At 43.6% G+C, this 26,495-nt stretch carries 29 protein-coding genes and 1 riboswitch; of the genes, 22 read left to right on the top strand and 7 right to left on the bottom strand.

Annotated features, from left to right (window positions below; all coding sequences use genetic code 11):
- Positions 1-3 precede the first annotated feature (3 nt).
- The 8 genes from QT716_RS12735 to QT716_RS12700 all read left to right on the top strand — a co-directional run bounded on the left by QT716_RS12735 (position 4) and on the right by QT716_RS12700 (position 5,278).
- Positions 4-327 (top strand): PadR family transcriptional regulator, encoded by a 324-nt coding sequence (locus QT716_RS12735; protein WP_317936536.1) that lies wholly within the window; start codon positions 4-6, stop codon positions 325-327.
- Positions 324-1,205 carry a permease prefix domain 1-containing protein gene (locus tag QT716_RS12730; protein WP_317936452.1) on the top strand — a complete coding sequence of 294 codons (882 nt, stop codon included), beginning with the start codon at positions 324-326 and terminating at the stop codon, positions 1,203-1,205. The genes QT716_RS12735 and QT716_RS12730 overlap by 4 nt, the downstream gene beginning before the upstream one ends.
- Positions 1,205-2,224, top strand: a complete 1,020-nt coding sequence (locus tag QT716_RS12725) for a TolB-like translocation protein (RefSeq protein ID WP_317936451.1) — start codon at positions 1,205-1,207, stop codon at positions 2,222-2,224. Before QT716_RS12730 ends, QT716_RS12725 begins: the two co-directional genes overlap by 1 nt.
- Positions 2,225-2,251: 27 nt before the next feature.
- On the top strand, positions 2,252-2,563 hold the full coding sequence (locus QT716_RS12720) for a hypothetical protein (protein ID WP_317936450.1): 312 nt from the start codon (positions 2,252-2,254) through the stop codon (positions 2,561-2,563).
- 137 nt (positions 2,564-2,700) lie between these two features.
- Positions 2,701-3,090 carry a hypothetical protein gene (locus QT716_RS12715; protein ID WP_317936449.1) on the top strand — a complete coding sequence of 130 codons (390 nt, stop codon included), beginning with the start codon at positions 2,701-2,703 and terminating at the stop codon, positions 3,088-3,090.
- A 25-nt stretch (positions 3,091-3,115) separates the two neighbouring features.
- Positions 3,116-3,391, top strand: coding sequence for a histidine kinase (locus tag QT716_RS12710; RefSeq protein WP_317936448.1), 276 nt, complete (start codon positions 3,116-3,118; stop codon positions 3,389-3,391).
- A gap of 220 nt (positions 3,392-3,611) precedes the next feature.
- A complete protein-coding gene (locus QT716_RS12705) occupies positions 3,612-4,262 on the top strand; it encodes a hypothetical protein (RefSeq protein WP_317936447.1) in 651 nt (216 codons plus the stop codon).
- Positions 4,259-5,278, top strand: coding sequence for a TolB family protein (locus tag QT716_RS12700; protein WP_317936446.1), 1,020 nt, complete (start codon positions 4,259-4,261; stop codon positions 5,276-5,278). The genes QT716_RS12705 and QT716_RS12700 overlap by 4 nt, the downstream gene beginning before the upstream one ends.
- A 60-nt stretch (positions 5,279-5,338) precedes the next feature.
- Here the strand turns inward: QT716_RS12700 and QT716_RS12695 are convergent, their stop codons facing one another.
- Positions 5,339-6,637 (bottom strand): MFS transporter, encoded by a 1,299-nt coding sequence (locus tag QT716_RS12695; protein ID WP_317936445.1) that lies wholly within the window; start codon positions 6,635-6,637, stop codon positions 5,339-5,341.
- A 120-nt stretch (positions 6,638-6,757) separates the two neighbouring features.
- Between QT716_RS12695 and QT716_RS12690 the strand changes: the two genes are divergently transcribed.
- Positions 6,758-7,975 carry a helix-turn-helix domain-containing protein gene (locus QT716_RS12690; protein WP_317936444.1) on the top strand — a complete coding sequence of 406 codons (1,218 nt, stop codon included), beginning with the start codon at positions 6,758-6,760 and terminating at the stop codon, positions 7,973-7,975.
- Between the two features lie 60 nt (positions 7,976-8,035).
- On the opposite strand, the gene QT716_RS12685 is transcribed toward QT716_RS12690, so the two are convergent.
- Positions 8,036-8,638, bottom strand: a complete 603-nt coding sequence (locus QT716_RS12685; RefSeq protein WP_317936535.1) for a nitroreductase family protein — start codon at positions 8,636-8,638, stop codon at positions 8,036-8,038.
- 142 nt (positions 8,639-8,780) lie between these two features.
- On the opposite strand from QT716_RS12685, the gene QT716_RS12680 reads away from it, so the two are divergent.
- The 7 genes from QT716_RS12680 to QT716_RS12650 all read left to right on the top strand — a co-directional run bounded on the left by QT716_RS12680 (position 8,781) and on the right by QT716_RS12650 (position 16,247).
- Complete coding sequence (locus tag QT716_RS12680; RefSeq protein ID WP_317936443.1) at positions 8,781-9,131, top strand: winged helix-turn-helix transcriptional regulator; 351 nt, start codon at positions 8,781-8,783, stop codon at positions 9,129-9,131.
- Positions 9,132-9,314: 183 nt separating this feature from the next.
- Complete coding sequence (locus QT716_RS12675) at positions 9,315-10,655, top strand: Nramp family divalent metal transporter (protein ID WP_317936442.1); 1,341 nt, start codon at positions 9,315-9,317, stop codon at positions 10,653-10,655.
- A 144-nt stretch (positions 10,656-10,799) separates the two neighbouring features.
- Positions 10,800-12,356 carry an ABC-F family ATP-binding cassette domain-containing protein gene (locus QT716_RS12670; protein ID WP_317936441.1) on the top strand — a complete coding sequence of 519 codons (1,557 nt, stop codon included), beginning with the start codon at positions 10,800-10,802 and terminating at the stop codon, positions 12,354-12,356.
- A 306-nt stretch (positions 12,357-12,662) separates the two neighbouring features.
- Positions 12,663-13,334: a peptide-methionine (S)-S-oxide reductase MsrA gene (msrA, locus tag QT716_RS12665; protein WP_317936440.1), complete on the top strand. Its 672-nt coding sequence runs from the start codon at positions 12,663-12,665 to the stop codon at positions 13,332-13,334.
- Between the two features lie 190 nt (positions 13,335-13,524).
- The gene (locus QT716_RS12660; protein ID WP_317936439.1) at positions 13,525-14,334 is read left to right on the top strand and encodes a 3D domain-containing protein; all 810 of its coding nucleotides are present in this window, start codon (positions 13,525-13,527) and stop codon (positions 14,332-14,334) included.
- Between the two features lie 117 nt (positions 14,335-14,451).
- Positions 14,452-15,306 (top strand): STAS domain-containing protein, encoded by an 855-nt coding sequence (locus QT716_RS12655; RefSeq protein WP_317936438.1) that lies wholly within the window; start codon positions 14,452-14,454, stop codon positions 15,304-15,306.
- A gap of 131 nt (positions 15,307-15,437) precedes the next feature.
- Positions 15,438-16,247 (top strand): Cof-type HAD-IIB family hydrolase, encoded by an 810-nt coding sequence (locus tag QT716_RS12650; protein WP_317936437.1) that lies wholly within the window; start codon positions 15,438-15,440, stop codon positions 16,245-16,247.
- Between the two features lie 373 nt (positions 16,248-16,620).
- Here the strand turns inward: QT716_RS12650 and QT716_RS12640 are convergent, their stop codons facing one another.
- Positions 16,621-16,818, bottom strand: coding sequence for a hypothetical protein (locus tag QT716_RS12640; protein ID WP_317936436.1), 198 nt, complete (start codon positions 16,816-16,818; stop codon positions 16,621-16,623).
- Positions 16,819-17,039: 221 nt separating this feature from the next.
- On the opposite strand from QT716_RS12640, the gene QT716_RS12635 reads away from it, so the two are divergent.
- The gene (locus QT716_RS12635) at positions 17,040-18,764 is read left to right on the top strand and encodes an AAA family ATPase (protein ID WP_317936435.1); all 1,725 of its coding nucleotides are present in this window, start codon (positions 17,040-17,042) and stop codon (positions 18,762-18,764) included.
- Between the two features lie 235 nt (positions 18,765-18,999).
- Here the strand turns inward: QT716_RS12635 and QT716_RS12630 are convergent, their stop codons facing one another.
- Genes QT716_RS12630 through QT716_RS12615 form a run of 4 tightly spaced genes read right to left on the bottom strand, consistent with a single transcriptional unit; the run spans position 19,000 to position 21,796 of the window.
- Positions 19,000-19,734 (bottom strand): ABC transporter ATP-binding protein, encoded by a 735-nt coding sequence (locus QT716_RS12630; RefSeq protein WP_317936434.1) that lies wholly within the window; start codon positions 19,732-19,734, stop codon positions 19,000-19,002.
- On the bottom strand, positions 19,715-20,500 hold the full coding sequence (locus tag QT716_RS12625) for an ABC transporter permease (protein WP_317936433.1): 786 nt from the start codon (positions 20,498-20,500) through the stop codon (positions 19,715-19,717). The genes QT716_RS12630 and QT716_RS12625 overlap by 20 nt, the downstream gene beginning before the upstream one ends.
- On the bottom strand, positions 20,497-20,787 hold the full coding sequence (locus QT716_RS12620; RefSeq protein WP_317936432.1) for a thiamine-binding protein: 291 nt from the start codon (positions 20,785-20,787) through the stop codon (positions 20,497-20,499). Before QT716_RS12620 ends, QT716_RS12625 begins: the two co-directional genes overlap by 4 nt.
- Before the next feature lie 13 nt (positions 20,788-20,800).
- Positions 20,801-21,796: an ABC transporter substrate-binding protein gene (locus QT716_RS12615; RefSeq protein WP_317936431.1), complete on the bottom strand. Its 996-nt coding sequence runs from the start codon at positions 21,794-21,796 to the stop codon at positions 20,801-20,803.
- An 80-nt stretch (positions 21,797-21,876) separates the two neighbouring features.
- Positions 21,877-21,982: riboswitch (TPP riboswitch) on the bottom strand.
- A gap of 164 nt (positions 21,983-22,146) precedes the next feature.
- On the opposite strand from QT716_RS12615, the gene QT716_RS12610 reads away from it, so the two are divergent.
- The 5 genes from QT716_RS12610 (at position 22,147) to QT716_RS12590 (ending at position 26,473) form a co-directional block, all read left to right on the top strand.
- Complete coding sequence (locus tag QT716_RS12610) at positions 22,147-22,866, top strand: YebC/PmpR family DNA-binding transcriptional regulator (protein WP_317936430.1); 720 nt, start codon at positions 22,147-22,149, stop codon at positions 22,864-22,866.
- Positions 22,867-23,029: 163 nt separating this feature from the next.
- Positions 23,030-24,250 (top strand): carboxylate--amine ligase, encoded by a 1,221-nt coding sequence (locus QT716_RS12605; protein ID WP_317936429.1) that lies wholly within the window; start codon positions 23,030-23,032, stop codon positions 24,248-24,250.
- Between the two features lie 62 nt (positions 24,251-24,312).
- Positions 24,313-25,362, top strand: a complete 1,050-nt coding sequence (locus QT716_RS12600; RefSeq protein WP_317936428.1) for a lipid II:glycine glycyltransferase FemX — start codon at positions 24,313-24,315, stop codon at positions 25,360-25,362.
- Between the two features lie 143 nt (positions 25,363-25,505).
- A complete protein-coding gene (cuyB, locus tag QT716_RS12595) occupies positions 25,506-26,201 on the top strand; it encodes a cysteate racemase (RefSeq protein WP_317936427.1) in 696 nt (231 codons plus the stop codon).
- A gap of 119 nt (positions 26,202-26,320) precedes the next feature.
- On the top strand, positions 26,321-26,473 hold the full coding sequence (locus QT716_RS12590; protein ID WP_317936426.1) for a Fur-regulated basic protein FbpA: 153 nt from the start codon (positions 26,321-26,323) through the stop codon (positions 26,471-26,473).
- Positions 26,474-26,495 lie beyond the last annotated feature (22 nt).

The raw sequence follows: 26,495 nt of genomic DNA, 5'->3' as shown, positions 1-26,495 counted from the left end.
ATTGTGGATCAGGAAATGATGAAAGGCAGCATCGACTTGCTTATTTTGTCTTTGATCGGCCAGCGTGATATGTACGGATATGAAATGGTGAAAGTGTTGAAAGAGCTAAGTGAAGAAACGTATGAAATGAGTGAAGGCACATTGTATGCGGCATTGAAACGGCTTGAGAAAAAGTCGTGGATTGTATCGTATTGGCAACAGACGGAGAGTGGTCGGAGGAAGTATTACCATCTATCGGATGAAGGGACGAAAGCGCTGGAAATGAAAAAAGAGAATTGGGAATGGATGAATGCCCTTGTCCATAAAAGTTCGGAAGGTCTGCTATGAACCCTATCTTTGAACGATTCGTGAAAAAAGTGATACAAGAAACAGATTGCAGCCGGGAAGAACGGGAAGATCTATTTGAAGAGCTAGTCGTCCATTTGGAATGTGCGTGCGAGGATTTCAAAAGGGACGGTCATACAGAGGTGGAAGCGGCGCGTCTCGCAATGATCAACTTCGGGGACGGAAAGAATGTAGGTAAAACGCTGCAGCATGCGATGTATCCATACAGGAGAGAAATGCTGATGACACTAAGCATCGGTTCGCTGCTTCTGACGTACAGCATCTACTTGAGCCAGCTGTTTGTCATGGGAGATACTCACATTGGCTGGCTGTTGCTAGGTGTGCTTTTCAGTTCCAGTTTGCTGTTCTTAACATTGCGCCCAGTCGTTTCGCTGAATCGGCGTGCAGTTATGAACACATTGCTAGTTATCCATATGTTCGTGATGGGAGCAGGAATGCTTTTGTCTTTGGATCTGGATCCTCCGTATACGACCGTGTTTTCAATTCTTGATGCACTGATTGTGTTATTTACGATTGTGTTGATTTTCCGGACGACAATCTATGATGTGCCCGCGACAGAGCTTAATTTGAAGACGGGTACAAAATTCGTCCATTACTTCAATTTGTTATTTGGTATTTTGCTGCTGCTCGGTACATTGTTTTTCCTCTACGCATATCTGATTTTTGCATCTGACGGATATTGGGGACTGTGGAAACTGTTTGTTCCTTTAGCGTTATGGGGAATTTTCTATTCATTGCAGCTGATTTTGCTGAAGCATAACCGGAAGAAAATCGCCTACATCGTGACGGCGGTTCAACTGCTGCTGCCACTCGCATTGTTCGGATTCTGGATACTGGTTGTCAGAGGGGGCTTGTCGTGATGAAAAAACTAGTCCTAATCGGCATTGCAATTTTACTTACAACCGGTGTATGTGTCGGACTCGGCCTAACCCAACAAGTACCCGATGATGAAAAGCAAAATGGTCTAACAGGGATATTTGATGTGTCGGTTTCAGGAGATATCGCCTATGTAAGGTATGAAAGTGGAAAAGCCACGGTTTACGTGAAGTCAAAGGATGTAAGACAAGTGGCCCAGCTGCCGCCAGATCGCGCAATCGCTGATATTGTCATAATGCCAGACGGAAATACATTATTCTATGTGAATTCTAGCAAAGATCGTGGCGATACAACTGAAAGGGCAGTACACAAAGTGGATGTTGCAACGGGCGCAGATGAAGTTCTGTTTTCAAAAGACGCAATAATTACAGAACTTGCGTATGACGCTGCAATAGAAGACCAGATTTTCTATCTGCAAGCAGACATTTTTACGAACTACTCTCCTGTAGCGAGTGCACAGCCGCATGAATTTGACGTGCATAGATACAATTTGAAGCAAAAAACGCATCAGCAAATCACTGATCTAAAGAAGTATGGAATGGCTTCTTTGCAAGTTTCAGGTAAAGAGGATTCCGTCTATATTCAAATGGATGCGGATGAAAATGCTGAGACGGCTGAAGAGATTTTTGAAATGAAACAGCGCATCTTTCAAATTCCTCTTGCACATCCGGAACAGTCCAAAATGATTTTCATGCCCAATGATCCAAATGATCTCTATGATTTTGTTTTAGTGCCTGATCAGTCACTGCTGATCTATCAGGCAGTGGCGGGAACGAACAGTAAGGGAATCTATGAATATGAATTGTTTTCCTATGACTGGGAGACGATGGAAACCAAACGTCTTACCTTCCACAAAGAACACACTGCTCGTCCCGTTTTCGGAGCCGATGGCTATCTCTATTATGTGATCGATTATAATTTTGCCGGAAGGAATACGGAGTATGAGCTATTTCGGTTAAATCCGGAAAGTGGCGACACAGAACAAGTCTCACTTGATGAATAACAATTGAATTTGAAGGGGTGTGATGTGATGGCACAATCGAGTGCAGTGCGTAAAAAGGTTGGGAAAGTCAGCTATCTCTCTCTGATAATAGGAGTGGTCTGCTTTTTCATCGTGTTTGTACCGCCTACGCGTATTGCGAGCGTAGGAAACCTAGCAGGAGATTATCTTACAATATTTCTGACAATAGTCGGCATAATCGTATCGGTTATTGGAATTACGATGAAAGAAGAGAAGAATGTAATTCCTATTCTGTCTCTCATTCTTTCCTCTTCTTTCCTGATTTTTTGGATCATTATCATCGTGCTGTTGCTAACAGGTCAAATGAACTTTGCGCCGTAAAAAGTAACGCTTTACTCACAATCATAATTGTCGGGAACTATGTAATTCCTAGTCTTTCTTATTTGGAGAAAAGGATACAGTGGGATTTGCCGCCACAAAACGACTAGGAATCTAAGGGATTGAGGAGATGAACACGTATGAAAGCACTTGGAATCATAGTGGGTGCGCTATTAGTCAGTGTGGTGGTGTATGCAGTTGTAAATAAATCGTATTATCCGTCACTGCCAGTAGAGAATTTAACATCAACCGAAGTGATAGAAAAACTGAAAAACTCGGATGAAGAGGTTGTAGAAATTGCCGAAGAAAATGGGGCAACTTGGTTTATCACGGAGAGTGGCGGTAATGGTGTGCTGTCAGCCGATGAAGCCATTAAAGACATGATGAAATCAGCTGGGTGGACGTTCACAGAAAAACTGGGGGCCGGTCTGTTTTTTGAAAAAGAGAATCTGAAAACGATTGTTACGACTCAAATGTGGACGGAAAAGTACGTCATCATTCAAGTGCAAAAAGAATTTAAAGAGTCTTAGAAGAGAACTGATGGGAGGGATGAGATTGAGGAAGTATTTCGGATTAATTTCATTGGTTATGATTACTGTGTTCTCCATACTTTGTTTTGTTGCGCCAAACGTTTTGACCCCTTTACCGTATACATTTAATACCTGGTTCTTGTTGTTCTTATTAATAGGCTCGTTTATACTGGCTATTTTCAGTGTGAAAGGACCACTGAAAGTGATTACTTTAACTTTCTCCTCAATCGGCATGCTTGGATTACTCGTGGTTATTATTTTTGTTGTCACTATTAGAATGACTGGAAACTTTGGATCCTAGATTATCCTTTCTTTAACAACAATCCTGACTGTAGGAGAGAGTATACATCTTACAGTGTCTGCCAACATTTAACATGTCAAAGCAAAATCGTTCGTAGGCACAGCAGTGAGTTCTGATCTAAAGTTTTTAAACAGCTTCACGATGGAATCTTTCATTGTAACAAGCTTACTGGAATGGTATTCTTAAACAAAAATGTTCATCGTATTGTGGGGGTCCATACATGGTGTCTAGTTTTGTAAAATTGCCGTTCTTCCTATCTATCTTCGCTCTTCTTTTTACGTATAGTGTGTACTTGCTTCAGTTATTCACCCTGGGAGATGCCTATATGGGGTGGCTGCTTATCAGTATTGTGATGGGCTCCGCACTTCTATTTAGCTCTACACATCCAAAAAGTTGGATGAACCGGCGTAGTGTGATGAATACTTTTCTAGTGCTCAATACACTTTCTGTCGGTTATGGAACGTTTCTTGCATTAGGCATGCTGCGCCCTTATTCATCTATTCTATCAATCATTGGCTATCTGTTGGTGGCGGGAATCGTAATAGGAATTTATGCTACAAGTCTGGTTCGAGAACCGTCTGCGAACGCCAAAGTATTACATGGATTTACGATTACGATTGGAATCGCTCTATCAGCAGGTACGCTGTACTTCGTATACATATTCTATCTGTTCAGTGAAGAGGGAAACAGTGAAACTTGGAAGTTATTCGTTCCGCTTGGGGTGTATGGAATTGTTTATATCATTCAAATGAAGGCATTGAAGATACAGCGTACAAAAGTGGCGTATAGTATTGCTGCTATACAGATCCTGATTCCAGTTGTTCTCATGCTACTATGGAAGTCACTAGCTGCAGGGGAGGGAATACTTTGAAAAAAACGGCTCTGTTCACATGCGTGATTGTACTCCTGACTGGTACCTGCTTGTTGCTTGGCTTTGCATATAGCATTCCAGATGAAGAAAAACAGCAAGGACTGACTGGACTATTTGACGTTTCGAAACATGGCGCTATTGCGTATGTCCAATACGAAAGGGGCAAACCGACACTCTATGCGAAATCCGATCAAGTGAGACAAGTTGTACAGCTTCCTGCGGACCAATCCATTCAAGATTTAACGATAATGCCTGATGGGAAGACAGTGCTCTATGTAAATTCAGACAAAGAGCTGAATGCGGAGAGTACCAGCTCACTCCATCAAGTGGATATCCAATCAGGGGAGGATGAAGTCCTTTTTACAAGAGACGCCATCGTAATGGAACTGGTAATTGACCCAAAAGATGAAAATCGGTTATTTTACTTACAAGCGGCTCAGTTCTCTCCCTATTCACCCGGGGCGAGCTTATATCCGTATGACTTTGATGTGCACAGCTATCAGTTGGATAGTGGTGAGCACGAACAACATACCGAATTGAACAAATACAGTATGGCCTCCCTTCAAGTGTCCAGTGAAGACGAATCGATTTATATTCAAATGGATGACGATGTGGATGCCGAAACTGATGAAGTGGTCATTGAAACGAAGGGACGCGTTTTTAAAATTCCTTTAGTAAATCCGAATCGTCAGCTGGTCATCAGTATTCCTGAGGATACGCAGGATCTCTATGATTTTGTACTTATTCCAGATCGTTCGGAACTCGTATACCAAGCGATAGCGGGAACCAATTCGAAAGGAATCTATGAATACGAATTGTTTTCGTATAATTGGGAGACGCAAAGCATCAATCAGCTCACCGAATTGCACGCTTATGCAGAATACCCAATTTACGGAGCAGACGGAAAAGTGTATTTCGTGGTCGATCACGAATTCGGGGAAAGACGCCCGGATAACAGATTATATAAGATGGACCCAGATGGAAGTAATGTGGAAGAAGTAACGCTTGTGAACTAAGTGAAGAGCCGACAGGAAAGGAGAATCCCTTTTTCTGTCGGCTCTTTCTTTGTCCGATCTTCATTGATCGATTATAGCTTGCTCGACTCCCGCTAAGGGAACAGTCCCCGTCACTTGGCGAATGACAGACGCGCGCAGCAAGACGAATACCGTGACAATTAGGAGTACGCTAGAAGTGATTAAAATCCAAGGTGCAGGCAAGATATCATACAGAAATCCGAAGAGAACCATCGCAAGCGGCATAAGCGCCATCGCCATCGTTTCCAAAATGGAAAACACCCGTCCTTTGTAGTCATCCTCAATCAGTTTCATCATAAAGACTTGCAAAGGGGTATTGATAAGAGGTCCTAAGGCACCGCTGATGAACGAAATCGTCACATAAAACGTGAACATGCCGCCATACGGCAGAAGAATCAGCAGCGGCACCGAGATGAGTCCCATTTCAAGTCCGAGTGCCGCAATTCCCCATTTGGATACAAGGATCGGCGAAGTGAACGGTTTGCGGGCCGCCAAGTAGATAGACATGAGAAGCATACCGACCGCCATCGCTCCTTCGACCAGTCCGAAATGGGTCGGAAGCATTTTCAGCTTTTCGATGAGGATGAACGAATAGCCGACCGAAACTGCGCCAAACAGGAAGTTGACGAGAAGGGCGACCCAAATCATCGCCATCAATAACGGCTGCATTCGGGCATAGGCTAATCCGGCCTTCATGCTGTCGAGCATTTTTTCTTTCGGTGCTCCTTCTTCTTTCGCTTTACGCTTGGCGAATAGATTGAAATCCATCGTTGATTCCAGCAACACAGCAAAGACAGAAGCACTGGCATAAAGGATCAGGAACACCGGCATTGAAACCGCTCCATAGAGCAGGCCTCCGACTGCCGGACTGCCGATCGCGGCAAAAGAAATCGACATTTGGTTCAAAGACATCGCTTTTTGGATCCGGTCTTCATCGACCAGTCCCGTGATTGAAGAGGTGAACGCGATACCAGAAAATGTCGACGCCATAGACAGGACAACGGTTGTCGCGTAAATAGCAGGCAAAGATAGCCCATACGTCAAACTGACGGCAAGAAGTCCAAGGATTGCCAAGGAAGAAGCAATCTGAGCTATAATGACAATCTGTTTTCTGGAATACGTATCTGCAACATAGCCGGCGAATGGCCCCAAAAGTGTGCGTGGCAAAATACTGCAAACGAGGTTCGCTGCAAAACTCGTGGCAGAACCAGTCAGCTGTAAAATATAGAAGCTGATTGCGAATGCATAGATTTGCGCTCCGAATGCGCTAATCATCTTACTCGCAGTAAAGGTCCACAAATGATAAGTTGCACGCTTCAACTTTTTAGCGGTTTCATTCAAAACAGTCACTCCATTCAGATAGTTTAATTTGATTAAACAAATAATAGCATGAAGACTCTTCCAATTCAAGAAGAAGTTTAATATAATTAAACTAAATGATTGTTTCAGGAGTGAAGCGTTATGAGGACATTAGGAGAGCGGATTAGAGCGCTTAGGAAAGAACGGAAAATGACGTTAGAAGCCTGCGCAGGTGAGCAGATGACAAAAGGCATGCTCAGTCTGATTGAAAATAATAAAGCAAACCCTTCTATGGAGAACTTGAATTACTTGGCAAAACGGCTCCAGGTGGACGTTTCGGAATTGTGGGAAGAAGTGAGTGGAAGTGAACTTCGTACGCTGCTTGATGAAGCGGAGCGGCTGTATAAATCAGAAAACCAGGAGGACTATGCGAAAGCCGTGAAGATGATTGAACCGATTCTGTCCAAGCTTTCGAAAGGGTACGAATCGGGCCGATTGCTTGAGATCTATGGCAGACTTGCGTTCAATTTGAAGCATAAGAATTGGCAGGAACCTGTAGAAAAAGCTTCCGCTATTTACGATGGTCTTAATATCATTCCGCGGCGGGCAGCAGTAGGGATCTTCCAGGCGCTGGTGCTATTCACCGAGCACCGCTATGAAGAGTCTTTAGAGTGGCTGATGAGAGAACGGGCGAAAGTCGAAGAAAAAAGCGGCTACATTGATCCATTGACTAAGCTGGATTTGGATACATATGAAGCGATTTTACGATTTGCAGTGAACGATACAGAAGCAGGAACGAAAGTGATGAATGCAGCAATCGAGTACTCGAAGAAGGAGCTCATCTTTTATCAGACAGGTCAATTGTACAGGGTGGCTGCATATCGGGCGGTCATCGATGGGGATGAGGAGATGCTGTCGCATTACGAAAGGAAGATTATACAATACGGGGAGTTCGCAGAAGATAAGCACGCAATCTGGTACACAAAAATAATTCGGATCCACCAGTTGAATTCGTTTCACCATGATTATGCGAAGGCGATGAGCAAACTCGATACCATCGAGGAATTGCCCTCCGAAGAAGAGTTTTTCTTGAATTTCGTTCTTCTGGAACGTGGAAAAGCACTGTATGGCATGAGACATTATGAAGAAGCGTGGAAACTTTTGGGACAAGTCGTCATCAGTGATGACTTGCATCACCCCTTCGATCTGTCAATATACTATGAGAAAGATGCGTATGCTGCTCTTTGTGCAGCAGAACTGGGGGATTTAAACAATGCGATGAAGCTCATTAATATCGCGGAAGCGAATATGAGTCTGATGCCGCAGTCCCCCTATACAAAATTTGTTAAGGGAACTGCAAAGAAACTGCGCAATCTATAGAAAACAAAAAAACAGAGAACACAAGTCACGTGTGTTCTCTGTTGTATTAAGAAGAATCTCTTATTTAAATACACGCATCCGTTCTTCAACAGGCTGGAATTCTTTCTCTCCCGCAGGCGCGACTATCTTTCCAAATGGCATTTGCGACATGAGTTTCCAAGAAGAAGGCAGATTCCATTCCGCTTTCACTTCATCGTCAATCAATGGATTGTAATGTTGCAGACTTGCACCATATCCTTCATCGGACAATGCCGTCCAGATGACGTGTTGGACCATACCGGATGATTGCTGTGACCATGTCGGGAAATTGTCTTTATACTCCTCAAATTGTTCCTGAAAGTTCTCGACGATTTGCATGTCTTCAAAGAAAAGGATTGTTCCGTATCCGCTGCCGAACATCGTCATGCGCTGTGCAGTCGATTCGAAATTCTCTTCAGGCACTATTTTCTTTAACGTATCACTCGTGATTTCCCATAGACGTTTGTTTTGTTCTCCTAAAAGTACAACGACACGCGCCGTCTGCGAATTGAATGCAGAGGGTGTATGCTTCACGGCATGCTGGATAAGTCCTTCCAATTTCTCATCGGATAGAATCGTTTCGTTATTGATGGCATAAATAGAACGGCGGTTTTCAACGGACTTCAAAAAGGTTTGTGACAAGATGAATTCCTCCTTAGTTTTACGTAAAGGGCTTTTAAATGGCCGGCTTCACTTCTCTATTAGTATAGTCAGCCGCTGTTCTTTATGGAAGTACGCACTTTAAAGTGGTATAGTATCCTAAAAGATACCGTCAGGGGGAGTAAATATGAAAGATGAAGTGTCTCAATGTCGAGTTGAAGAAGCGCTCGAAATCGTAGTAGGGAAATGGAAGCCGGTCATCATTTTATATTTACTTCATGAGGGAACGAAACGATTCAGTGAGCTGAAACGGAGTATGCCGGGAATTACGCAGAAGATGCTGACGAAACAGCTGCGTGAATTGGAAGAAGAAGACATTATCCAACGTGTTGTGTATCCGCAGGTTCCGCCGAAAGTGGAGTATTCGATGACAGACTATGGAAGAACGCTGAGTCCGATATTGGAAGCCATGCACGAGTGGGGCACACAGCATGTCCTTCATAAGAAGACTTTGGAAAGTGTTGAAAAACAAGCCTGATTGGAATAGATAGTAAAGAAACCGCTCAGACTAATCTGAACGGTTTTTTTGTTTACGGATTTCGAACATTCAAGCAAAGTAATTTACATCTAGAAAAATCGTAGTATGCTATAAAATATTAAAAGTGAGTTCCTTATTGTAATTTAAAAGTTGCACAAGGGAAAGATAGTTAGGAGGCTGCTCATGAGTGATGAAAACAATGGTTGGCTTCGACAAAGCTCAGGGGTGAGTCTGGAAGAAGTCAATAGTACAATCGATGTCCGAAACAAAAAAGGATTCTGGCGTAAGCTGCTGGCATTTGCCGGTCCGGGTTCCCTTGTCGCAGTAGGTTATGTCGATCCCGGAAACTGGGCGACATCCATTGCGGGCGGTGCGCGTTTCGGCTATTTGCTGTTAAGTGTCATTCTGATTTCAAATTTAATAGCCGTACTTCTGCAGTCGTTGTCTGCAAAGCTCGGAATTGTAACAGGTAAGGATTTAGCTCAGGCAACGAGTGCCTCTGTCGGTAAAAAGATGTCCATCTTTTTGTGGATCATCACAGAATTAGCAATTATTGCAACCGATCTAGCGGAAGTCATCGGCTCGGCAATCGCGTTAAATCTATTGTTCGGGATTCCGTTATTAGCGGGAATCGCGATTACGACTTTGGATGTTTTACTCCTGCTCTATTTACAGAGAAAAGGGTTCCGCATTATCGAGTCTATCGTGATTGTGTTGATGGCAACGATCTTTGTTGTGTTCGTGTTTGAAGTGATTTCATCCAAACCTGAAGTTTCTGCACTGTTTGCAGGATTCGTTCCTAGAACAGAAATCGTCACCAATCCAAGCATGCTGTTCATCGCACTTGGGATTTTGGGTGCAACGGTCATGCCGCACAATCTCTATTTACACTCCTCGATTGTGCAAACGCGGAATTATGAACGGACTCAAGCCGGAAAGAAAGAGGCCATCAAGTTTTCGTTGATCGACTCCGGATTTTCATTATCTGTAGCTTTTTTGATAAACTCAGCGATCCTGATTCTTGGTGCGGCTGCGTTTTATGGAACAAAACTGGATGTCACTGAAATTGAAGCAGCGTATCACTTGCTCAGTCCAACGCTTGGGGTCGGTATCGCAAGTACATTGTTTGCGGTTGCGCTCCTTGCATCTGGTCAGAATTCAACCATAACAGGAACAATCAGCGGTCAAATTGTGATGGAGGGGTTCATCAAGTTACGGATCACTCCTTGGCTGCGCCGGCTGATTACTCGCTTGTTAGCGGTCATTCCTGCTTTCATCGTCACGTGGATTGCAGGTTCTAAAGGTACAGGAGAATTGCTATTGTGGAGTCAGGTCATACTGAGTTTGGCGCTTCCTTTTGCTGTGGTTCCACTTGTCAGATTTACAAGTGATAAGAAAAGGATGGGCGAGTTTGTGAATTCTATGCCTATCAAGATTCTGGCATGGACAAGTACAGTCGTCATCATCATTTTGAATGTGTTTCTGATCGGATATATTTTAGTGACAGGTCATGACCTAGGCTGAGTGGAAAACGTCTCTTATGAATAGAGGCGTTTTTTGCTGAGAAGGTGGCGGTGACTCTTTGTTTTTAGTATGATAACGAATAGATGTGAAATGAGGGAGACCGTCGTTTCACTTGAATCTGGGAAGAAAGAATAGGTGTACATCATGAGTTTATTGTCAGTTACGAATTTGAGTCATGGTTTTGGAGACCGTGCAATTTTTGAAGACGTGTCGTTCCGGCTGTTGGCGGGCGAGCATATTGGGCTTGTCGGCGCAAATGGTGAAGGAAAATCGACGTTTATGAATATAATTACGCGGAAATTGGAGCCCGATGCTGGAACCGTGTCTTGGGCAAAACGTGCGCGTGTTGGCTATTTAGATCAGCATGCTGCGCTGAAGCAAGGAATGACGATTCGCGATGTGTTACGGACTGCGTTTCAATATTTGTATGATATGGAAAGTGAAATGAACGATTTGTTTGCAAAGATGGCCGAAGTCGATCCGGAAGAACTGGAAGCGATTTTAGAAGAAACGGGTCAAATTCAAGACGATCTTGAGCAGCATGACTTTTATATTTTAGATGCGAAAGTGGAAGAAGTCGCAAATGGCCTAGGATTGGATGAATTTGGACTAGACCGCGATGTGAACGATTTGAGCGGTGGACAGCGTACGAAAGTATTGCTCGGTAAATTGCTTTTAGAGAAGCCGGATATTTTGCTGTTGGACGAGCCGACGAACTATTTGGATGTGGAGCATATTGAATGGCTGCGCACGTATTTGCAAAACTATCCAAGTTCATTCATCCTCATTTCGCACGATATTCCGTTTTTGAATAGTGTTGTCAACTTGATTTATCATATGGAGAATCAGCAAATCACACGATATCCTGGCGATTACGATGACTTTTTACGTGTCCATGAGATGAAGAAACAGCAAGTCGAAGCAGCGTATAAAAAGCAGCAAAAAGAGATTGCCGGCCTGAAAGATTTCGTTGCACGAAACAAAGCGAACGCGGCGACGAGTAAAATGGCGCAATCCCGTCAAAAGAAGCTCGACAAAATGGACATGATTGAACTGGATTCAGAAAAGCCAAAGCCGCATTTCGATTTCAAAATAGCACGGACACCGAGTAAATATTTGTTTGAAACAAATCAGCTCGTGATCGGGTACGACGAACCGTTATCCAGCTCATTGGATCTCTCCATGGAACGCGGCCAGAAAATCGCATTATCAGGTGCAAATGGAATCGGTAAAACAACATTGTTGAGAAGTTTGCTTGGAGAAATCCCTGCATTGTCTGGTACAGTGGAGCGCGGTGAGCATTTGGCAATCGGCTATTTCGAACAAGAGATGAAGTCGGATAGTGACAAAACGTGCCTGGAAGAGATCTGGAGTGAATTCCCACACTTTACGCAATATGAAGTGCGCGCAGCGCTTGCTCGTGTAGGCCTGACGACGAAGCATATTGAGAGTAAAGTGAAAGTATTAAGCGGTGGAGAACGTGCGAAAGTCCGTTTGTGTAAACTGGTGAACCAGGAAACCAACTTGCTTGTGCTGGATGAGCCAACCAACCACTTGGATGTCGATGCCAAAGCGGAACTAAAGCGCGCATTAACAGAGTTCAAAGGAAGCGTCCTCCTCATTTCCCACGAACCCGACTTTTATGAAGGGGTCGTCAATAAAATCTGGAACGGCGAAACTTGGACGACCAAAATGTTTTAACTAGGAGACCTGCACGCATGCCAAAGACAGTTGGTATACGTGCAGGTTTTTTATATTAAGCCAAGCGCTGCCAATAAATCCCTTATCCATGCCGGATTGTGTCCCGTTATCGAGAAACTCAGCGTAATGTCGGAGAAAATTCCACTTGTGATGGAGAAGCCATGTCGAGTGTCGGACAACCCACCCCCAATGTCGGACAACCCCCCAAATGTGTCCAAGAAGCCCAGAGAGTCTTTTAACTTTATTTCCATAACTTGAGATACCCCCACTTAAAAAGGGGTACAGTATATCAAAAGAGGTGAGACCATGACGGAACAGCTGATTATTACAGATCTGGAAAAGGGTCTGCATGAGCATCTTGAAGAGACCTTGATTGTTGGAATGGGTTGCTTTTGGGGACCGGAAGCGCGATTCGGCAGTATCCCGGGCGTTATAAGAACCCGCGTTGGATTCGCTGGCGGCACGACTGAACATCCGACTTACAAGGAAATGGGAGACCACACCGAAACGGTGGAAGTGGTGTTTAATCCTGATCGAATCGCTTACGAAGACTTACTGCGCGTATTCTGGAAGAACCATTATCCGAATCGGGATGCGTATAAAGGCCGCCAGTATTCATCCATAATACGGTACAAGGATGACAAGCAGCTCGCCGCTATTCAACGCATTCAACCGGAGATGGAAGCAGCTCTTGGTGAATCGATTGAAACGGAAGTAGAACCATTTAAGACATTTACTCCTGCAGATGAACGCCATCAAAAGTATTACTTGAAACGATATCCAAAAGCTCTGGAGCAAATGGAAAACTTATTTCCCGACCAAGACATGCTAATCGACTCAACGTTTGCTGCGCGTTTAAATGGATTTGTTAAAGGGTTCGGAACTATAACCGAATTGACTGAAGACATTCGGACATGGCCGATCAGCGGTTGGAGTCAAACGGCTTTAATCGATAAGCTGCACTCTCTAAAATGGTAATCATTAATCGAGATGCATAGGAGCAGACTCTTGTAACTTACAGAGCTGCTCTTTTTTTGTTGAGTTTGAAGACTAGTCAATTCTCAAATGAATGATTAAAAAGGTTGCGAGTGGAGAGACTGACAAACAGCGTCCAAGCTTTTTGCTAATTAGAGACGCGGAACTTTTAATCATTGAAGGAGGAACTCATTTGAGAAAGATCGTACAAGCCATGATTTTCTTGCTGGCAATTTTTATGCTGGCATCGCCTGTCGTTGCCGAGTCGAATGATTCGCTGACAACAGATAAGACGGAATTGAAAGAAGGACGGGATGCTTATCCTTTCCAACCTGCAATCGCGACAGAGTTGGTTGTAGATAACCCATTATTAGAAGAACAACAGCCTGCCCTTACGTACACAGTTCAGGCAGGAGATAATTTGTTTCGTATAGCGAAGGCCCATTCCATATCTGTGCAATCCCTCATGGGGTGGAATGGGTTAACGAGTGATTTAATACGGCCGGGGGATCAGTTAAATGTCTCGATAGAAGCACCAGGCTCAACGACAAACTTGATGAAAACCAAAACACTTGCAGCAAAACCTGCAGCCACCAAACCACCTCAGACAAACACAAATACGAGTAAAACAGCGCAGCCAGCAGTGCAGCCGCCATCTGAAACCAAAACAGCGTCAGCACAAGCAACCACCCCAGTTTCTTCCCAAACAGGCAGAGAGATGACGATGCGGGCTACAGCCTATACGGCCTATTGTACGGGTTGCTCAGGAACGACTAAAATCGGCATCAACTTAAGGGCCAATCCTAACTTGAAAGTCATTGCGGTCGACCCATCCGTCATTCCTCTTGGTTCACGGGTTTGGGTCGAAGGTTATGGAGAAGCCATTGCCGGAGATACTGGCGGTGCCATAAAAGGAAACAAAATTGATGTATTCATCCCCGGTCAGGATTCGGCTATGGCATGGGGCGTAAAAACAGTAAAAGTGAAAGTATTGAACAAATAATTACTAGACCGGAGAGCGCGCTCTTCGGCTTTTTTCTGCAAAAAAAGTGGAAATGAGGTAAACTTAGATGAGGCATTTTTGAGTACATACGATTATCAGATAGGGGTAGAGTTGAGCATGATAGATTGGAACAAAGAATTACATGACTATTTAATAGACCATATTGAAGCGATAACGAATGACTGGCTTGCTTTGCGCGACCCGGGGCAAGCTTCAATCTATGCAAGTGGTGCAGGAGCTAAAGCAGAAAAAACATTGCGAGAACAGAATAATTTAACAAACCGAACCATTGCCAGCAGTTTACTCGGCCCATCGGGGAATTTTGATGAGAAAAAAGCAGAATGGTCGGAACTGATTGCGAAGAGCCGTCTCGCTTCAAACACTGGGATTTCTGAAGTAGTCGATGCCCTCAGCCGTGTGCGAAAAGTTTTCTGGCGTCAAATTGAACGATTCGTCGGTCAGCAAATTGAACCTGTTCCCGTTGCGGTGATTTTGCAGTGGGGGGAAACCATCCACTTAGCGTTTGACGAATTGCTCACTGGCTTTTCTGAAATGTATGTCACGTTGATGAATTCCCGACTGAACGCTCAGCAAAGTTTAATACATGAATTGAGTTCACCTATTATTAAAATTAATGATACTCTCGGCATTCTACCATTAGTGGGAGATATCGATACCGAACGTGCCAAAAGCATTTTAGAAATTGTTCCGACTAAATGCATGGAAGAAGACATTACAAACTTATTCATCGACCTTTCAGGAGTATCGATTATAGATACAATGGTAGCGAACCAAATTTATGAAATCATTCAAGTGCTTGACTTGCTAGGTGTAAAAGCGATAATTACAGGAATTCGTCCTGAAATTGCGCAAACATCGATTCAATTAGGGTTGGATTTTTCAATGATTCGAACGCACAGTTCGTTGCAGCAAGCGTTGAAGGATCACTATGTACTTAGGAAAGTAGAATAACCCCGTTTTAACTCCTCAAACGGAATAGTTGTAACTTATGACGGGCTATGGCTAAATTGAAGCACGGGGTATGAAGATGAGCTGAATGAAAAAGTATTGGAACCAGCTCGTTTCGAATAGGAGGAACTAAATTGACAGATCAGAAAGTCGTGTTTTTTGACTTGGACGGAACGTTAATGAGTGACGATAAAACAATTTTATCATCTACAAAAGAAGCGTTACGAGCGCTGCGGGGAAAAGGGATTATTACGGTCATTTGTACAGGACGCGCTCCTAAAATGTTTCGGGAACTGCTGATTGAGCTAGAGTTCGTTTCCTACATTTCTATGAATGGTCAGCACGTTGTCTTTGAAGGAGAAGAGCTTTTCTCCAATCCGATGAACACGGAGCTGCTTACAGAACTAAGTTCTTTCGCCAAAGAAAATGGCCATGGAATCACGTATTCCAATCATGATATGTTTGCGGTGAACCAAGCGGATCATCCTCTTGTTGAAGGAAGTCTGGGCAGTCTAAAGATCGGATATCCAGAAGTGGATTCCGAAATCTTTGTCCATTCTCCTGTTCATCAAATTCAACTTTATGGCAATATGGATGATATCCGTTCTTATCAGGAGCATTATCCAGACTATGACTTCATCCGCTGGAATGAAAATGCAGTGGACATGCTGCCTAAAGGTGCCTCTAAAGCTGTAGGAGTCCTTAAAGTGATAGAGCATCTCAATATCCCAGTTGAGAACAGCTACGCTTTCGGGGACGGACCGAATGATTTTGAAATGATTGAATGTGTAGGAACGGGGATTGCGATGGGAAATGCGATTCCTGAGTTGAAAGAAAAAGCCGATCTCGTGACCGATACGTGTTCGAACGATGGGATCATGAAAGGTTTGCTTACATGCGGCTTATTGGCAGAAGCGGACGTTGCGCACCAGTGGGTCAAATAACTTTCATCTGAATAACTAAAAAAACGCACCTTCCGTTAGGGAGGGTGCGTTTTCTTTATTGCCGCCTTTGCCGTACTACAATTCATAGAAAGTTTTAAACCACCACTCCTCAAAGTGGGTGTTCGCAGAACTATTCCTGTCTGTCCAACCATAAAATGATTGGTTTGCCATTTCCAGTTCTATATAAAACTCCCTTTTACAGCTTAAAGGTTAAAACTTTATGGGAATACGTACAATGCAGCTTATGTATTTATCTTACTGCTATAAAGTTCAAAATGCAATGGTAATGTTTGTGTGTATTGTCTAAAGCCATTCGTCCTCACTTCAAACAGCGCCTGTAATTGAACAGACGCTGGCTTCTCCTTAAGCGGTCTTAATAATGCTTCTCCCGTTCGGATTTATCTCTCTGGTTTGGGGTCATGGGCTCGTGTTTAGGTGCCAGGTTTCCCAACTCGGACAATTCGAGTGAAATTTCCTCTTTCATATTCTTGATGGATTGATCAGCTTTTTGTTCTGCTTGTGAAGTCGTCTTAATTGTACTATTTGCTTGTTTTTTTACGTCCTCTTTCACTGTAAAACCTCCCGAATATCGTTTTGCATTACAATGACAGTATGGGCTGAAAACAGCTGATTATGTACGTGCAAGTTAAGTCATTTTAAATTGAGGATTTTTTTACATTAAAATGAAAAAAGCATGTTCACTAGATAGACACTAAATTGTGAGATAACTTATTGTCTTTTTGTAAGGGGACTCCCTATAATGGAGATATCTTAAATAAGGAGCTGGGAAATTTGAAGTTTATCAAGTCCTCTACTTCAAAAGTGGTTATCGTCCTGTCCCTCCTAGTCATTGGAACAGCATCCGTTTTGTTTTGGCTATCAAGCGATGCTCATCGTGCAACCCCTATTTCTTTCACCGCATTAGAACAAAAGCTTACATCTGTAGATGCAGCCACTTTGAAAGAAACGTCTTCAGGTGCACTCTATTTAGAAACAGCAAATGATCTCTTCGTCACGAAAGTACGGCCGGGAAGTGAACTGGTCGAACAACTTGTGAAAACATATAACGTATCGTATACGTACTCAGGCGGAAATGGGTCAGGTTATTTAGTAGGAGGACTCCTGCTGGCAGCGTTACTGACGTTTTTCATCCTCCAAAGGAAAGGGAAACTCGGCGTCGGAGCGTCTTCCATGAAGCATAGCGCTTCGAAAGAGACAGCCCTTCCAGATATTACACTCGACGATATCGGCGGATTATCACAAGAGATGAAGGACGAAATCCATCAAACGTTAAATATCATCAAGAATCCGACACAATCGGAAGCGCTTGGTGTAAAGGCTCCAAAAGGTATTTTGCTTGAAGGGCCTCCAGGAACAGGGAAGACATTACTCGCACAAGCCATCGCTCATGAAGTAGGAGCTACATTCTATTCATCCAGCGGTGCCGCGTTCACAGAACTATTCGTAGGAGTCGGTGCATCCAGAATCCGTACGATGTTCCAAAATGCACGGAAGCAAGAAATGGCGGTTATCTTCATTGACGAAGTCGATGCGCTCGCAGGTAAACGGAAGGCGCATGGCGGAGAAGAATCAGAGAAAACACTCACTGAACTTCTTGTACAGCTGGACGGCGGAGCAGACAATGAAGGGGTATTGTTCATCGCTGCAACCAATCGGAAAGACATGCTCGATGAAGCCTTCTTACGGCCTGGACGAATCGATTACTCATTCCAAGTGCCGCTCCCGGATACACAAGGGCGTCGAGAAATTATGGACATCCATACAAAAGGGAAAGCTCTTGCTCCGAATGTTGCGAGTTCACTCGATATGCTGGCGGAAAGTACTTCAGGCTTTTCAGGGGCACAAATCAGTGCATTATTCACAACGGCAAGTAAACGTGCGATTCGTGAAGGCCGTACAGAAATCGACAAGAGCGACATGGATTTTGCGATTGATCGGACAATTCTGGGCAATACGTCTCGCAGCTTAAACGACCCGCTGACTAAACGCCGTGTAGCAATTCACGAATCAGGCCATGCTCTAATAGCTGCTATTACGAAACCGCATTCGGTCCGTAAAGCAACAATCATCCCACGCGGTCAAGCGCTTGGGTATGTTGCGCCAATCCAAAAAGAGATGCACTTGCAAACCGCGAGCGAACTCCTCGATCAGGTTAGTATGATTTTAGGCGGCGGTATTGCGGAACGAATTTATCTCGGAGAACATAGTATCGGAGTAAGCGGTGACGTGCAGCAAGCGAAAGACATCATTGAACGAATGGTCGATACGGGCTTGCTTCAAGATGGGTTCACATTGACGTTTAGTGAACGTGAGAAAAATCTTAAAATGCAAGAACTCTTTCAGGTAGCCGTAGCACGGACCGAAGAGCTTATTCGCGGTCATGCTGAGCAATTTGAGAATTTAGTGAATGAATTATATACAAAAGAAACGTTAGATGGAGCTGAAGTACACGCACTTGCTTGCGGAACTGCTCCAGAATTAGTTTCTTATCAATGAAAAAGAGGACAGCCAGGTTGTGGCTTGTCCTCTTTTAGCGTCTGCGTTTCAGCGGCTGTTCTTTTTGCTTTTTATCACTAACAAATTTCATAATCACGGGTAATACAATAGGTCCCCATTTAATAGCTGTTTTAACAACTCTTCCAAGTTTCATAGGTTTCGCTCCTTCGACAACGTTATATACCTCTTTTCCCAAATAGTAAGAGGTCTTAAACATGTAAGGAATTTCCAACGTTCAGCTTCGCAAATTAGTATAGATTTCTTTTTTTAGGGTAAGAAACGGTTCACTTAGTAGCAGTTCTTCAGAGCGGGGCCGTTCAAACGGAACCGTAATTTCTTTTTTGACGATTGCGGGTTTGTCAGACAAAATGACAATTCGGTCGGATAGGAACAGCGCTTCGTCGATATTATGTGTAATGAAAAGAATCGATTTCCGATAGGTTTCCCAAATGGATAGTAACCACGTCTGCATCTCGAGCCTTGTGAATTCATCCAACGCGGAAAATGGTTCGTCAAGACAGATGATGGACTGTGGTGCGTTCAAGCTTCTAATGAAGGAAACCCGCTGCTTCATGCCACCGGATAATTCACTCGGATAGGCATCCTCGTACCCAGCAAGCCCCGCACTGCGGATCAGCTCAAGTGTCTTTTGAGTATCTGGCTTCAATCCTGAAATTTCTGCACTCAATTCAACATTCTGGACGACCGTACGCCAAGGAAACAGCGCAGGACTTTGCGGCATGTAGCTAATATGTCCACGACGATTATTAAGGACAGTTCCGTCGAGTGAGATTGTCCCCGAATCAGGTGGAAATAGACCGCCAATCAATTGAAAAATGGTGCTCTTTCCGCTTCCGGAAGGACCGACGATCGAGACGAATTCTCCTTCGTCCACAGTTAACGTAATGTCTTCAAGTACGTGGTTTTGTCCATAAGACTTCGATACGTGTTCAAGTGTTAGTTGTCCCATTTGACTCACTCCTTCCTTGTCCGCGCCATTTCAATAAGCTCTTTTCAACGATTAAAATGATTCCGAAGTAGAGCAAGCTGAGTATCATGATAAGGACAATGGCTACAAAGACGCGGTCCGTTTTAAACGAAGAAGAGGCGAGTGTCATATAGACGCCGATTCCTTTGTTCGCACCGAGCCATTCAGAAATTACCGCACCCATGACGCTATACGTAGCGGCAATCTTCAACCCCGAAAACAAAGAAGCCAATGAATGAGGCCATTGCAGCTTCCAAAATATTTGACGGTCGCTTGCACCTATCATTTTTAAGTAGTGCAGCATATCGCGATCCGTTTGCCTGAAACCATCTAACGCAGCAATAGTGACGGGGAAGAAGACAACCAAAACAATGACGATAATTTTAGGCAGCATCCCAAATCCAAACCAAATAACCAGAAGCGGTGCCAGAACGATGATTGGAATATTTTGCGATAAAATCAGAAGCGGGTAAAACGCTTGCTGGAGTATTGGAATTCGGAACAACAAGATTGCAACGCAAATCCCTACTGAAATACCAATGAGGTAACCAGATGCGGAAAGTGTAATTGTTGAAAGGATATGAGGCGTAAAGAGCGCATATCCTGTAAACGCCTCTTTGGCAATTTGGGTGGGCAGCGGAAGCAGCCAAGACGGAACACTGAGTACGCGCGCGATGCCTTCCCATAGGATGAGTAAAAGGATGAAGACCGCAAGCGGCCGCCATCCTTTTTTTACTGCGGTACTCATCTGTATTTCTCCGTAAGTTTGTCCATTGAAGCACCTGAAGGATTACTGTAAATTTTCACTTGAGAAATGACACTCGTCGCTCCGAGTTCGGTCATGCGTGTATTCATCTTTTCTATAATACTCAGCAAGTTCGGAAGGTCGCCTTCCATTGTCGTTTCCAGCGGAGAAACCTGGTAGGGTACTCCCGCTTGGTCGATTACTTCAATTGCCGCATCTACGTAGGGAATAACATCTTCACCATTCGGTGTTTTTGGGATAATTTGAATACTCACAAGCGCATTAGCCATTTAGTATGCCTCCTCAGTTAGGTAAGAACTCGTTTGTGAATGCGTCTTCTGCATTGAACTCGCCATCGAGTAACTCGTTTTCGTTCATCCACTCTGCATAGTTTTCCCATGTCTTGAGCTTCTGTTCACCGAAACGCGGAGCGTCGTCCTGATATTTAGGAGACAGCCACTCTTGGCTTTTCTTGACGAGTTCAGGATCTAAGTCAGGAACGGCTTTGCTCAATATATCTGCAGCCTCATCCGGATGTTCTATTGAAAACTCATACCCTTTTACGGCAGCTGCCATAAAGGCTTTCACGGTTTCAGGATCTTTTTCAATCATTTTTTCGCTAGTTGTAATAATGGGTGTGTAGTAATCGAGTTTCTCGGAATAATCTTTTAGATATTGAATATTAAGTTCCATTCCCCGCTGCTCCGCTTCAATACCTGTCCATCCATAATAGACCCATGCCAGGTCGATATCACGTTGGATTGCAGTAAAGAAGTCCGATGAACCCATGTTGATATATTTCACTTTGTTTACGTCTCCGTTATCTTTCTCCATTAACGATTTGACGACAGCCTGCTCGACTGGAGCACCCCAGCCGCCATAATTTTTACCTTCAAAGTCTTTAGGTGACTCAATGCCTTTTTCTTTCAAAGATGCGAAGCCGGAAGTGTTGTGCTGTATGATAGCTGCGATTGACACTATTGGAATACCAGCCGCGCGTGCCTCAGTCAGTGCTTCCTGCGCACCAATTCCAAAATCTGCTTTTTCTGCAGCAACGAGCTGGTCAGCTCCAGCTTCACCAGGCAGCATAATTTCCACATCGAGACCTTCGTCTTTAAAATACCCTTTTTCTTGTGCCACATACAAACCGGTGTGATTTGTATTCGGTGTCCAATCGAGCGCGAAGTGGACTTTCTTAACCTTGTCATTGCCGCTGTCTTTTGAGGCGCTTGAGTCACTATCTGTTCCACAAGCAGTTAATAAGGAAGCCGCAAACAAAACTGTAAGTATCCGTTTCAATGAAATCCCCCTTTTCTGAATTTCACACTGCAACAAAAAACGCATACTCCCAAACAACGGGAGTATGCGTCACATAATCATTATGAAATGAATATGTTCCCTCCGCTGGCGTTACCCAGATCAGGTTCAAAGGGTCTGCATCTCGCATGCATCTCAACCGGTTTACCGGTACCCCTACATATTGTCAGTGATGAAGTTGTCTTGTTTCATTTACTACTTTGCCACACTTTTCTGTGACTTGCAAGTGCAGTAGAATCGACGTTTTTTCTTTCCGCAATGAATTCACTCATGATATACTAATAAAAGGATTTTAACCTCTGATTCATCTAAACAGAAAGCGAGTGGTCACGATGGGCCGTAAATGGAATAACATTAAGGAAAAGAAAGCGTCTAAAGATGCCAACACAAGCCGGATCTACGCAAAATTCGGACGTGAAATATATGTAGCAGCGAAGCAGGGAGAGCCGGATCCAGAATCGAACCAAGCATTAAAAATTGTTCTGGAGCGTGCGAAGACGTATAGTGTTCCGAAAACAATTATTGAGCGTGCGATTGAAAAAGCGAAGGGCGGTGGCGAGGAAAGTTATGATGAGCTTCGCTACGAAGGGTTTGGTCCGAACGGATCGATGGTCATCGTCGATGCGCTGACGAATAACGTGAACCGTACGGCTTCTGAAGTCCGGGCAGCATTCGGTAAAAACGGCGGCAACATGGGAGTCAGCGGTTCTGTTGCTTACATGTTCGATCACACTGCTGTGTTTGGAATCGAAGGGAAAATAGCAGACGATGTGCTGGAACTCATGATGGAGCATGACGTGGATGTGAACGACATTGCTGAAGAAGAAGGACAAGTTCTCGTCTATGCGGATCCAACTGCATTCCACGATGTCCAAGAAGCATTTAAAGCAGAAGGCATCACAGAATTCACAGTTGCAGAATTGACGATGCTTGCTCAAAATGATGTAGAGCTCGATGCAGAATCAGCAGAGCAATTCGAAAAAATGATTGATGCCATTGAAGACCTTGAAGACGTCCAGCAAGTGTACCACAACGTTGATCTTGGAGAATAATTGATCAAAACCGCTCTTTCATGAAGAGTGGTTTTTTTAATGCGTACACTCCCCTTGCGTTTCTTGACTTGCAAATGGGGGTAAGCTAAACTTGTGACAGGTATGGACAGTTAGATAGAGTGTGTCAGCACGCTTTTTTGCTGTCTTGGAATGGAGGAACACCATGCATAAAAAAGATTTCATCCCCGTTATTCTTGGATCAGACGATAATGCTTATGGAATGGCGCGTGCTTTCCACGAACAATATGGGATTGTCAGTATCGTTGCAACAAAAGGAGAACTTTTGTCAACGATGCATAGTAAAATTGTAGACAAGCGGATTTTTGCTGATTTCGATCAGCCTGAGACATTTGTGAAAAGTCTTCTTACATTAAAAGACGAGCTGCTGCAGCAAGCAGACAAACTGCTATTAATTGCGAGTAACGAAAATTACGTTGAACTTGCAGTGCGAAGCCGAAGTAAATTAGAGCCTCATTACATAGTGCCATTCGTAGACGAAGAAATGATGGATGCCATCATTTTTAAAGAAAACTTCTATGAAATGGCGGAAACGTACAACTTGGACTACCCTGATACCGTCATGTTTGAGAAGGGAATGGATCCGCAGCAGCCGCTGCCTTTCGATTTCCCTGTAGTGGTCAAGCCTTCGGATAGTATGCGTTATTTCGTCGCGCAGTTTGAAGGGAAGAAAAAAGCGTACGTATTACACTCTAAGGAAGAGTATGTGGATGCAATTGAACGCATCTATCAATCTTCATATGACGGAAAACTGATTATCCAAGATTATATTCCGGGCGACGATACAGTGATGCGCGTGTTGAATGCTTACTGTGACCGCAATGGAAAAGTGCGTATGATGTGCTTGGGTCATGTTGTCCTGGAGGATTATACGCCGGTATTAATCGGGAATTACGTCGGGATTGTAGGCGAAGAAAACCAAGAGCTCTATGATCAATACAAAACGTTTTTAGAAGCAATCGGGTTTACAGGCTACGCCAACATCGACTTGAAATACGATCGGCGCGATAGGAAGTTCAAAATCTTTGAACTCAACATCCGTCAAGGACGAAGCAGTTTCTTTGTGACTGCGAATGGCTACAATATGGCAAAATACTTAGTGGAAGACCGTGTCTATCATCACGACAATCCAATCGAGTATGGCCGCAACGAAGTGCTGTGGCATGCTGTACCTAAAAAGCTGCTGGTGAACTATACGATGGATCCAGAGTTGAAAACAAAAGTACAGCGTCTCATCAAAGAAGGAAAAACTGCGTCTACACTGTACTATGACCAGGATAAGTCACTCATCCGCACATTGAAGCTTTATAATTATTACCGCAATTACTACAAACGATTTGAACAGTATTTCAAAAAGAAAAACTGATTTCAAACAGTAGATTACGCCTGAATTTCTGAGGGCGTCATGACTAAGGAGTGTCAAAATCAGTGCCTATATTGGATAAAAACAACGCGGCCGATGTCGAACGCTATCATGCGTTTGTCCGGTCATCCCCGTATCGTTCGTTAACTCAAGACTTGAATTGGTCGTTCATCAAAGATGACTGGGGAAACGAACAAGTATACTTAGAAGAAAACGGTGAAATCACTGCTGCAATGTCGTTACTCATCAAAAAAGTGCCCGGAGGATATTCACTGTTATATGCCCCCCGCGGACCAGTCTGTGATGTGTATGACGAAAGTAAAGTCGCAGCACTGCTGAAAGAAGCAGAGCCGTTGGCGAAAAAACATAAAGCCTTTGCATTAAAAATGGATCCGGAAGTCGTGTATGATGAGTCACTTGATCAGCTTTACAGAAACGCTGGATACACGGTGCACAATACCGATGCTGGAAAAGATGACTTGATACAGCCGAGGATGAACATGATCGTATCGTTAGAAGGAAAAGACGAGGATTCGTTGATGGCGGGATTCCGTAAAAAGACACGGAACCTAGTCCGCAGTGCTGCTAAAAAGGGCGTTGAGACTTCGTGGTCCCGCTCAGACGAATACTTAAAAGACTTTTTTGAGATTTATAAAACGATGGCTGAACGTAATCATATTACGACGCGTTCATACGAGTATTTCGTTAAGCTGCGCGACAACTATGACGGCTTACGCGTGTACTTGATGACACATGAGGAAGACAAGTTAGCGGCAGCAGTAACTATCAATTATTCCGGTAAAATGTATTACTTATACGCAGGCAGCAGCAACGTGAAAAGAAACATGAATCCAAACCACTTGATGAATTTTGAAATGATGAAGTGGGGACTGGAAGAAGATGCGATTCAATACGATCTAGGCGGTATATTCAGTACGAATTCAGAAGAAGACGGGCTCTATGCATTCAAAAAGAGTTTCTTTAATGATGAAGACGAAAGTGTCACGACGTATATTGGTGAAATTGACCATGTGTACAAGCCATTCATGTACAACATGTTTGTGAAAGTTGTTCCGAAGGTCCAGCAGTTGAAGAAAAAGTTAAAACGGAATTGACGTAGAAGGGATTGCTCACGCATCCCTTTTTTGAATGGCCGAATACATGCAACTTGTCCGATTTTCAAACGTTCAAGTATTTGTGATATACTTTTTCAATCGGCACAGCCGCTTAGACTAATTACAGAAAGTAAGATGCCCTTATGAAAACACTAGGAATTATCGGCGGAGTAGGTCCCTTGGCTACAATGTATTACGGGGATATGCTAGTTCGGCTGACAGATGCAGAAAAAGACCAAGATCATATCAATATGATCATTTTAAATGACACCAACATACCGGATCGGACGGCATATATAGTAGATCCCACAAAAACAAATCCAGTGCCAGTCCTTCAACAAGATGCTCAGCAACTAGAAGCAATGGGGGCTGAAGTCATTACCATCCCCTGTAATACCGCACATACTTTTTTCAAGGAAATTCAAAGTGCAGTGAATGTCCCCGTGATTCATATGATCAATGAGACGGTTCAACGTGCAGCAGCTGAAGGTGCTATACGTGTAGGAATTTTAGCGACAACCGGCACAATCCAAGCAGGTGTTTTCCAACAATCGTGTATGGAAGCAGGACTGATCCCGTTACTGCCTGATGAAGAAATTCAACAAGATGTAATGTCTGTTATCTACGACCAAGTGAAGGCAGGACGTCCTACAGATAGAAAGCAATGGGAGAAAATCACAAAAGCGATGGAAACGTTGGAATGTGAGCGGATTATTCTAGGATGCACAGAACTTTCTATCGTGAAAAAAGAACTCCAACTGGACTATAGATTCTTAGATGCATTGCGTGTATTAGCGGAAACAGCAATTGTTCAGTGCGGTGGAAAAATCCGTAATTGAACAACAAGTTCACGTAAAAAAAACCTCTTTCAGTTGAAATGATAATAAGTATTTCATGTTTATGATTTCCTAATTAAAGGAATAGAACAGTGTGTACATTATCAAGGAGGAACAGTACCATGTTGAAAATCGAAGAAACTAAAATGGATATGAAAAGAGAAGATGTCATCCAGCGGCTCGTAGAGCGGGGAATCTTTAAAATTGAAGGTAAACAGTTGTATGAACTGCCCTTATTTCTATTAATGAAAGAATACTATAATCAGATTAAATAACGTATGCCGGTTGGGGAGTTTT

Source organism: Sporosarcina aquimarina, from assembly GCF_033253705.1.
GTDB lineage: Bacteria > Bacillota > Bacilli > Bacillales_A > Planococcaceae > Sporosarcina > Sporosarcina aquimarina.
This window is presented reverse-complemented; position numbering and strand designations above follow the sequence as displayed.